The sequence below is a fragment of the Xenorhabdus budapestensis genome, assembly GCF_002632465.1.
Lineage (GTDB): Bacteria > Pseudomonadota > Gammaproteobacteria > Enterobacterales > Enterobacteriaceae > Xenorhabdus > Xenorhabdus budapestensis.
Genome location: NZ_NIBS01000007.1, coordinates 19267 through 30118, shown reverse-complemented (window position 1 = coordinate 30118; position 10852 = coordinate 19267). Strand labels below are relative to the sequence as shown.

Annotated in this window: 2 protein-coding genes; both read left to right on the top strand. The window is 45.2% G+C overall.

What is annotated here, in order from left to right:
- The first annotated feature begins 5 nt into the window (after positions 1 to 5).
- A complete protein-coding gene (locus tag Xbud_RS08505) occupies positions 6 to 1850 on the top strand; it encodes a phosphopantetheine-binding protein (RefSeq protein ID WP_099135666.1) in 1845 nt (614 codons plus the stop codon).
- Between the two features lie 22 nt (positions 1851 to 1872).
- Complete coding sequence (locus Xbud_RS08500) at positions 1873 to 10830, top strand: beta-ketoacyl synthase N-terminal-like domain-containing protein (RefSeq protein WP_169923041.1); 8958 nt, start codon at positions 1873 to 1875, stop codon at positions 10828 to 10830.
- Positions 10831 to 10852: the final 22 nt, after the last annotated feature.

Here is a 10852-nt window from a genome sequence, read left to right as displayed (position 1 = left end):
CAGCCATGAGTCATCACTGCCAATGGTTTGGTCACCACACGCGAATTAAGTCCGTTATTCAGGATAACGTCACAAAATACGGTATTGAAAAAGGGAGTACAGAGATGAGTGAAATGAATGAAAAAAATATGTTATTGCAGTCGCTGAAAACAATAGCAAAAGCAGTATTGCAACAGAGCGGTGATATTAGCACTGAGGTACATATTCAGGATCTGGGATTTGATTCTAAATCGCTGGTCATCTTTACGGATGAGATTTCCGGTATTCTGGATGAAGAGATACATCCCGGTGTGTTGTTTGAATTCACAACGCTGGATAAATTTGCTGATTACCTGATGACCTACCAGACATCAGCAGTCAAGCGAATACTGACTGTCTCGTCCCCACTCACATTCACCGAAAACGCTTATACGGCGGGAATGAGCCAAGATATCAAACAACATCTTCCGGTGATTATCGGTGGTGGCATTGCCGGTATGCTCATCAGCCATCAGCTTATTCAGGATAAGATCCCTCATATCATCATCGGTAAGCCAGAAATCGGTGATATGCCAAAACTGGGTGAATCGATGACTGAAGTGGTGAGTATTGAATTTGCCCGGCGTTTTAAAAATATGTCCCGTCATTTCTACCCCAAAGAGTTCACACCATTTTTTATGGGAGAATTAGTTGCCGGGCTGCGGTTTCACTTTTTCGAATCGCTGGCTTCGCTTTTCATGGAAGAAGATATTCCTAAGCATTTTATTCATATCGACAGGCTTGGATTTGATAAAGCACTTTACGATAAAGTTATTGCGGCTCCTGAGTGTATCTGGATTGAAGCGTTAGTCGAACATGTTGAATATGCTGAGGACAGTGACAGGGTTTCATTACTTCAACTGTCAAACGGACAGATTATCCAACCTTTTTATGTGTGGGATTGTACCAACCACATCCGTTTATTAGGACGCAAAATCGGGCTGCCTTATACCGAGCTCGATAGTCGTCGTGAAGTAATTTTTACCCATTATTATCAAAGAGCGGGCAGCAAGCTTTGTGACTCAAATGAACTTCCCTGGATCCACGCGACATCCTTGCTGAGTGCAGATGAAGAATTTGATCAGCTAAAAGGGGTTTCCTGGCTGATACCGATGGGCAGTTATGTCTCCGTTGGTATTAGTATGTTGCCTGAAGATATTAGAGATCGCACGGCGGAAGAAATTATTGCCTTACTGACAAAAGCCTACCAGAGACGGGGATTAGACTACTCAACACATTTCACATGCCGCCGGGAAGTCGTCAGTCTCCCGACACAACACTTCATGTATGAACGATTTACCGGCAAGAACTGGGCGTTGGTTGGAGGAAGTGGAACCAGTACATGGTTCACCTCTGGCTCAAATTTAAGTATCGCGACCTTTATGTCCTCTATCGCATCAAAAATCATTCAATCACCGGAAATCTATGGTGAATATTACTCTACCCACGTAAGTGGTTTTGCGAAAACTCAGACGATTTATGACACCTTCATGGAATCAAATATTGGCGCCGTGGACGCGCTTAAATTTTTAAGTGGTGTTGTTGAACAGGCAAGAAATCGTATCACTTCTTTCTTTTTGCTTGATGAGATAGATGGAAAAACCAGCGGAAAAGTGGCACGTGAGCTGTGGCAGGAGAATATCACCGTTGACAAGGAGTATCTCGATTTTCTTAGACAAATAGCAACCCATGCCCGTCCCGAAGAGCGCCAACAGCAGACCAATTTAATCTTTCAGAAACTCATGCAGTTGAAGTTAATAGAACAGCAGGTACGACTGCCTTACTTAAAAGACAGCAAAGTAAGACAGGAAAAACCTCAATTATTCATATGATTATGTAATGGATGGCATTTCTATGACCGATAAAACGACTTGGCTACTGCAACATCCGTACACGGAGTTTGTTCTGGGGTTAAAAGCGGCATGGGAAGGGGAATTATCTTCTGACGCTTTTAATCATCTTTTTGCTCAAACCTGTGTTTGCCATATGCAGGGTAATGAGTTGAATAGCGCTCAGGCGTTTCAGGAATTTATTCAGTCTGTCAGGCTGAACATTGCCAATTTAAAACTGATCCCTGAAAGCATTATTGTCCAGAATCATACTCTACATCTATTTCATCGTTGGAAAGCGGATCGCTGGCATGATGATGTTATTGCTGGTGGTGAATACTCTAACTTTTGTCAGATCGCAATGCGTATTAGTGACGGCAAGATCGTTGAGTTATGGCAACAAGCTCAGAACTTTCTTTTTCTGCTAGGCCCCCCGCTTTCTGAAGAACGTCTCTCTTACCCGGCCTGGCAACACCGTTTGCTGGTTAAAGAAAATGGGTTTTTGCATACAGCCTGTGATGAACAGTCCATACGAATGAATGAACGGGCTAAACAGCTTGTTGATGTTGTCTTTGGTCATGGTGCGTTACGTCAAATTGACAGCCTGCTACACCCGGCGCTGACATTTCATAACGGCGATATCACAGGTCATGGAATTGCTGAATGGAAAAGTTTTATTTACGCATTGCGGACGGCGATAGGGAAGGAGGGAGTAACGCTATTTGATGAGTTATTTATTCGCGACAGAAACGCTTTAACTTTATTTGTCCGAATGGAGTTAATACAAGCGTCTCCCTTTGTTTTGTCCAGCCTGAATGGCATGTTTTGTGTGTTGAAGCTTGAGATGGACGATCGATATATTACGAAAATCCAAACTTATCCTGAGAACTATCTGTTTTTCCTGGGGCTTGATTTTCCTCAGCATGAAACACGTCTCAAGCAACTTTTTCGGGGGCAAAGACTGCCATTAGAGACAAAATCCCGGCTGAAAAATGACGCAGAGGTAAAGATCCCGTCGTCACCCAAATCTGTTCAGAATGAGCAAGTGGCAGTTGTTGGCATAGCAGGGCGTTTTCCGCAGGCGGATTCTGTAGCTCAGTTCTGGAACAACCTGCTTGAAGGGAAGTCGGGCTTCTCTGCATTTCCTGAGGATCGCCCCTGGTTATCTGCCGGAACGATCATTCGTTTTGCTGGTTTCATGAATGATATTTTCCGGTTTGATGAACAGTACTTCCAGATCCCACCCACAGTCGCGCAGTACATGGATCCTCAGCATCGTTTGCTGCTTGAGACCATTATTCAAAGCATTGAAGACAGCGGTCATGCAAACCAGGATGTGAGCGGTGATCGTACAGCGCTTTTTGTTTCAGCGCTGTCTAATGACTATGAAAAATTGTTGAGAGACAAAGATGTAGAGGAAAATTTCTATTATTGGGCCGGTAATGAACCGGCCATGTCATCGGGCCGGATCGCCCGATTTCTTGATATTCAAGGCTCCACCCAATTTATTAATACCGAATGTACCGGGGGCATCACTGCATTGCTTGGGGCGTGTGATTTGATTCGTTCAGGGCAGGCAGATCAAGCCATTGTTAGTGCAACCAGTCTTTTCCTGCATCCTTATGGTTTTATTGCGCGTGAAGATGGGATTTTGTCGCCGGCGGCAGCGCCTGAGCTATTTAGTAAGCGAAGCAAAGGGCAACTCAGGGGAGAGGCGGTTGTCTCTGTGGTACTTAAGTCGTTGCCAAAAGCGCAACAAGATGGTGATGATATCTATGCCATTATTGCCGGAGGCGCGGCAAATAATAGCGGAAGGACATTCTCCCTTATTTCTGCCAATGTTGAACAGCAGGCTAAAACCATCAGGAAAGCCTGGCAGAATGCGGGGGTATCGGCAGATGATTTCTCCGTTATTGAGTGTAATGCATCCGGCGTCAGAGCAGGAGATTTCACCGAAATTACCGCCTTAAAGAAAGTTTTCCTACCCGATCATCACATCGATTTATCTACCGTAAAAGGTGCCATTGGGCACACTGAGGCTGTTTCCGGGCTGGTGGCACTGGTGAAGGTTTTACTGCAATTGCGTCATCAGACCATTATCGGGATTCAGGGACTCAGTGAGATCGATGACAGTTTGGCGATAGAGAGATCCGGACTCTATCTGAATCATCAAAATAAAAAATGGGGATCTACTACGCGGGAAGGGGACACGTTACCCAGAATTGCCGGCATTAATTCATTTGCCGGAGGTGGGTATAACACCCATGTCGTTGTTAAAGAGTTTATCGGACAAAAACATACCCACGCTAAGCAAGCAACGCTGGTATTCATACCGCTATCATCACATTCGGAAGCATCGTTACGTGATCATATCGTTCAGATAAAACGATATTTACAGGAACAAGATTTACAGAAACAACATGTTGATTTAGCGCGTTTGGCATTCACCTTGCAGTCCCGTGAAGCGCGTCAATATCGGGTAATATTGGGCGCATCCCATTTATCTGAACTGATATCACAGCTAGATAGCGTACTGAATGGCGATATTTTTATTCAAAATGTCGGCGAACCTCGGCAGGAAGAGGCGTTAAGATCGGTTTTACAGACGCAACAATCACTCTCTTCCTCTCTGGCAGATGAGATGATCCCTGAATTGCTGTTGCGTTGGTTACGAGGTGAGAAACCAGACTGGTCACATTTATGGGGAAATACATTTCCGTGCCGCCTGTCAGGTTTGCCCGTCCGGGCATTTTTAGGTGACATCCATTACCCGCCATTTTCCACTGGTGGATCGACTACACCATTGAATACGCCATTGAATGATGAACAGAAAACCTGCCTGTTCCGTGTCAACGCAACCGAGCCTTACTTGCGTGAACATGTGGTTAATGGGCAAATGGTTCTTCCGGGTGTGGTCCATCTTGAGTTTGTACGGCATACAGCAATGTTATTGCGGTCAGACAGTGCAGAAAATGCGGGTATTCCATCGGTCACAAATCTATCGGCAACAAATCAGTTAAGTTTACGCAACGTGGGTTGGGCGAAGCCAGTCATCATGGCAGAAACCGAACAAACATTGGCTCTGACGGTGAATATTAAACCAGAGACTTCATTTGAAGAAGAAAGCGTTTTTAGTTTTGGTGTTGCTTTAGGAACCGCAAAGCATGAAGAAGCCGATGGCTGGTATTCTGATCCTTTTACTGTCGGGAGTATTGTTTTTTCACCATTACAACACAGGCCTTCTCTGGACATTGAGCAGTATCAACAATACTGCCAGGAACGTCGATTAACCACCGCACAATGTTACGGCGTACTTTCACTGCTTGGTATTCAGATTGGCGCGCAGCATCAAGCTATTCAGGAAGTCACAATAGGGAAAATCCCTAACGGGGACACCGCTGTGCTCGCGAAGCTGACATTTATAGCTGATAACGCTCCTGTCTATGAGTTTGCCCATCAATCAATGCCGTTTAAATCAATACCGTTCACGCTCTGTCCTGCCATGATGGATGGTGCGCTACAGGCTGCCTGTCTGGGATTACTGACAACAGAAGATCTCAAACAGGGGGCAGTCACACCGATCCCTTTTGCCATTGATGAAATCAGCGTTATTCGGCCGGTTAAAGATGAAGCATGGGCGTGGGTGACAGGTTCCGCATCGTCTGTATCACAATCACCTATCAGGAAGATGGATATCGTCATCTGTGACAACAATGGTGCCGTCTGTGTTGCGATAAAGGGATTTTCAACGCGAGAACGGGTACGGGAACAACGGGTATCTGTAGGATCTCATGTTGTGTTGCAGACAGAAGATCATCAGCCACCCGTGCAAAATCAGCCTGTACCAGAGACCATAATCGGACAACTAAAAGCGATTATAGGTAAGGAGTTAGGCATAGCATCAACACAGTTGCGTACTTCTGAACCTTTGGACAAATACGGTATTGATTCGGCGATCGCAGTACAACTGGTTGCGGTATTGGAAAAAACATTTGGTTCGCTGCCTAAAACGTTATTTTATGAATATAAGTGTATTGCCGATATTGCTCACTATCTGGCACAAACTGTGACTCATCATGCAGATAACTCCCTTCTTCCCGTGGAGAAGGAGCCTGAATGTTGCAAACCCTCTGTCAACCAGCGACAGAATACCGCTGATAATCGGTTGAACATTGCCATTATCGGGATAAGTGCAAAATATCCGCAGTCAGAGAACATCGCCCAGATTTGGGACAACCTTAAACAAGGTAAGCGCTGTATTAGCGAGATCCCCCAGGATCGCTGGGATTGGCGGCATTATTATCACGAAAACAAGCAAAATACGCATACTGGTAGTCACTTTAGCAAATGGGGCGGCTTTCTGGACAGTGTTGATGAATTTGATTTTGCGTTTTTCGACATTTCTGAAAACGAAGCCGCCGCAATGGATCCTCAGGAGCGATTATTCTTGCAGGAAGCGTGGAAAGCGATTGAAGATGCAGGTTATACACCTGAGACGCTTGCTGCTGACGGGAAGAGAGAAAAGGATGGAATAAAAGCGGTCGGCGTTTATGTGGGTTCCATGTACAGTGAGTATCAACTGCATGACGTGACATCTGATGAACTGGAGCAACCGGTTGGATTAGTTGGTAGTCAGGCCAGTATCGCTAACCGGTTTTCTTATTTTATGGATTTCCACGGGCCAAGCATTACCCTGGATGCCATGTGTACGTCTTCCATGGTCGCGATTCAACTCGCATGTCAGGATCTGAAACAAGGACGCATCAACGCTGCTGTCGTCGGCGGTGTGAATCTGACTCTTCATCCCAATAAATATTTAACCCTTAGCCGCCGGAAAATGCTGTCTTCAGCGCCTGAACTTAACAGTTTTGGTGAAGGTGGCAATGGTTATATACCGGGAGAAGGGATTGGTGTCTTGGTATTAAAACGGTTAGAGGATGCATTAAATGAAGGTGCGCATATTTATGGTGTGATCCAAGGCTGTGCGGTTAATCAAAATGGAAGATCGAACGGATTTGGTGCTCCGGAGCCGAAAGCACAGCAGGTGGTGATTGAACAGGCCATGACAGAAGCAGGGGTCAACGCGGATGAAATCAGTTATGTCGAAGCACACAGTACAGGGACTCGGTATGGCGATTTGATTGAAGTCGGCGCATTAACAAAAGCCTTTCAGAAACGCTCAGGTAACCGTCACTTTGCGTGCTTGATTGGTTCGGGAAAGCCGAATTTCGGTCATTGTGAAGCGGCGTCAGGTGTGGGTAGTGTCATTAAAGTCTTGCTCCAGATGCAACATAAAGCGATTGCACCAACACTTTATGGTGAACGGCTCAATCCCGACATCATTTTTGAGCAGACACCTTTCTCAATTAATTCAGCTTTAATGGAATGGAGACAAGACAACGGGGAAGGTATGAACATGCCAAGAATCGCTGGCATCTCTTGTTTTGGTGCTGGTGGAACAAATGCACATCTTATTCTGCAAGAGAACGAACGGCCCGAACAGCCGGAAACCGAGATAAACCTCCCCTGTGTCATTCTTCTTTCGGCAAAAACCGTTAACGCATTGCAAGAACGCGTGAAACAGCTATATGCATTTTTATCGTTGTATCAATCTGAGAGCAGCGGTAATGGAACTGAGCTTGTGCTGGCGTGTTTGGCGTTTACCTTACAGGTCGGCAGGGAAAGTATGCCGGTTCGTACAGGTTTTCTTGTTCAAAGTCTGGATGATTTATGCCAGCAGCTTAAACGGTGTGAGTGCAGCAGTGAAAACATCATTGCCCCCGGTAATGCCGATCAGTTTGAAAAAGGTGTGTGGCAAGAGAAAATTAATGGTTGGCTAGCGGAAAATAACCAGCGTGAGTTACTTAGTGCTTGGATTAAAGGAGCAAATATTGAATGGCGCCGGCTATATCGGAATAGACTACCCGGACGTATCAGCCTGCCAGTTTACTCATTTGAGCGTTGTAAAATCGAATTAAAGGCAGTTGAAACAGCATTATCATTGCCAACCAGCACGCATGACGTCCATTTATCCGCTGATAACGGATTCGCTTTTCTTTCCGATCGGACGATGGCGTTGCGGGAAAAGGCCGAACGATTCGTCGTCAGGACACTGGAAAATATTATCGGTCATGAAATCCCGTCGGTGAACACACCCTTTTCAACATTGCATCTGACATCGCTGCATATCGTCCGTTTTCTGGATTTTTGGCAGGTTGTTTTCGGTGTATCCCTCCAATTTACGATTTTTTATGAACAACGAAATGTGAGAGCGCTGGTCGATGATTTGCTTACCGGTAAGCGGCTTACAGAAGAACAAATTGCAGCAGCGGCAGCGTTTTTGCTCCCTTCAGCAGAAGAAAACTCCGCGCAAGCCTTCCCGCTTTCTGAACTGCAAGAGTCATTTGTGATTGGACGGGCACTATCCACCTATGGTCAACGTGTTGGTAGCACACTTTATTTTGAACTTCATATCGCCCGATCAATATCACTTAAACAAATCGAATCGGCCTGGAACCATTTAGTTGATCATCATGAATCCCTGCATACGGTTGTTAACCACGATTTTCAACAACAGGTACTGGAAGATTATGCCTATCATTCTTTGCCTGTCATTGACTTAACGGAATATTCAGATTCAGAAAAAGCCGATTATCTGACAAACAGCCGGGCGGCACTGAATTGTAAAGTATTTGACTTAGCTCGTTGGCCCTACTTCGAAATCAGGGCATTTATAGTGGATACTGAACATACCGTTGTGCAGATTGCACTGGATGAGGTGATCACTGACGCGGCCAGTGTCTTTTTGCTGATAGAACAGTGGCATCATCTGTCAGAAGATCCTGAATATGAATTGCCAGCAACCTATTCTTTGAGGAAATACCTCACCTTAGTTGAACAGATTCGCACAGGCGAGCACTTTCAGCACAGCATGCAGTATTGGATTGATAAATTGGATGATATATCGCCGGGGCCTGAGCTGAAATATCATCTTGCTCAATATCCTGTGCAGCAAACCGTTCATTGTTTAAGTGCCGAACTGGATCACGAATTATGGTCGGCAATAAAGACACAGGCCGATATGTGGTCCTGTTCAACAGGAGCTGTATTGCTGAGTGTATTTTGTGAAGTGCTTCATCAGTTTACCGAACAACCGCGTTTTAGCCTCAATCTGACTAACTTCAATCGGTTGGCCATCAATCAGCAGATAAACGGATTGGTTGGATTGCTGGCCAATAGCAATATTTTTGTCTCGGAATGGCAGCCTGAACACACTTTTCAGTCGCGGGTCATGGCTTGCCAGCAACAGCTAGACAGAGATGCTAATCATAGCTTTGTTGGCGCGGTCAATGTACTCAGGAAATTACGCCAGAATCCGGCTAAACGTGCAGACATACGCTTGCCGGTGGTTTTCACTAATTTAATCTCTTCTGCATTTCAACAACCTGATCCTGCGGGTGGTTGGTCTATTCAACATATGATGAATACGACGCCTCAGGTCGCGCTGGATCATCATGTCTTTGAGGTTAACGGACGGTTGGTCTACCGTTGGTATGTCGCGCATGCGTTACTGGAACAAGGTTCTGTCATTACCTTGTTTGACGCTTATCGTCAAAAACTGATTGCCCGGGCACGATCTGTTTCAGAGAAAGCACATAACAACTCTTTTCCTATGCTTGGCATTCAAAAAGCCTTATATGCGGGGCAAATGATGCCCGTGAAACGGGGGGGCAAAGTTTGTTGCTGCCATCTTGAGTTTGATATTGATGTGCTCGATATACCTCGGTTAGCCAGAGCCTGGAATGACGTTGTTGCTTATCACCCGGTGCTTAGAACACGTTATCTGACTTCGTTGCATCAGGGCGTGTTAGATAAGGTGCCTGATTATACTATTCTGACCGAAAGTGTGATCGGGACAGAGGATACATTTCATCAGCGATGTAATGAAATACGCAATGAAATGTTGTTGACGCATTATTCAGCGGGTGAATACCCAGGGTATCGCATTCGGGTATGTACGCTTGGAGGGCAGAAAAATCGCCTGTTTGTCAATTTTGATTTTGTTTTGATTGATGGAAAAAGTATTTTTCTGATCCTTAACCAATTGTTTAACAAATATAAATCAGAGGTATATAGATTACCGGTACAGAACATCACATTTCAGGATGTTGTCCTTCATTATAAGCATCAGCAAAGTGCTTTAGCCTGTTCAACGGCGAGGGATTATTGGCATGATAAATTCTCCCGGATGAGGCAGGGGCTTAATGGATTAACGCCAGTAGCACAGCAACAAGCGTCACTTCCCGCACAACTTACCCAGGTATTGCCTTACTACCGACAGATACAGGCGCTGGCTGAAAAGCTTGGTGTTTCTGTTGATAGTATCCTGCTGACAGCTTTCGGTTTAACAGTTTTAAATTGGCATAGGTTAAAAACGGGGGGACATGAACATGAACCTATTACCATCGCCGTCGTTTCCTGGGACAGATATGCTGAACTGCTCGAAACCACTACAGGCGTATTTACTCGTCTCAGTTGGGTAAGTTTTTCTGATGTTGATACAGACCAAACATCAGAACGGCTCATTCTCCGGGTTCAGGAGCAGCTTGATAAAGATCGACACTATAGCTCCGTTGATGAACTGGAAGTGGCAGCGCATTATCCCAATTTACATTTCCCCATTGTTTACACCTGCTTGTTAGCTTACGGCACGAATTTTCCTGAACCAATATATAGCGTCTCTCAAACACCGGGTGTTGTCTTGGATAATATTTCTACTGTACTCAATTCATCCTATCTTCGGCTCCAGTGGGACATGCTGGAGTCCGGCCGGAACGAATTTTCGACCGTATTCCAACAATATTGTTCCTGTCTCAAAAAATGGCTTTTTACAGATGAAATGCTCAATTTTGGGCATCAAGAGAAAGGTATTGCTGACTATTATGTGCGGGACTCTGCAACAGTGGACGGAATGCCATCATGATGAGGAGAAACAGGGGAACATC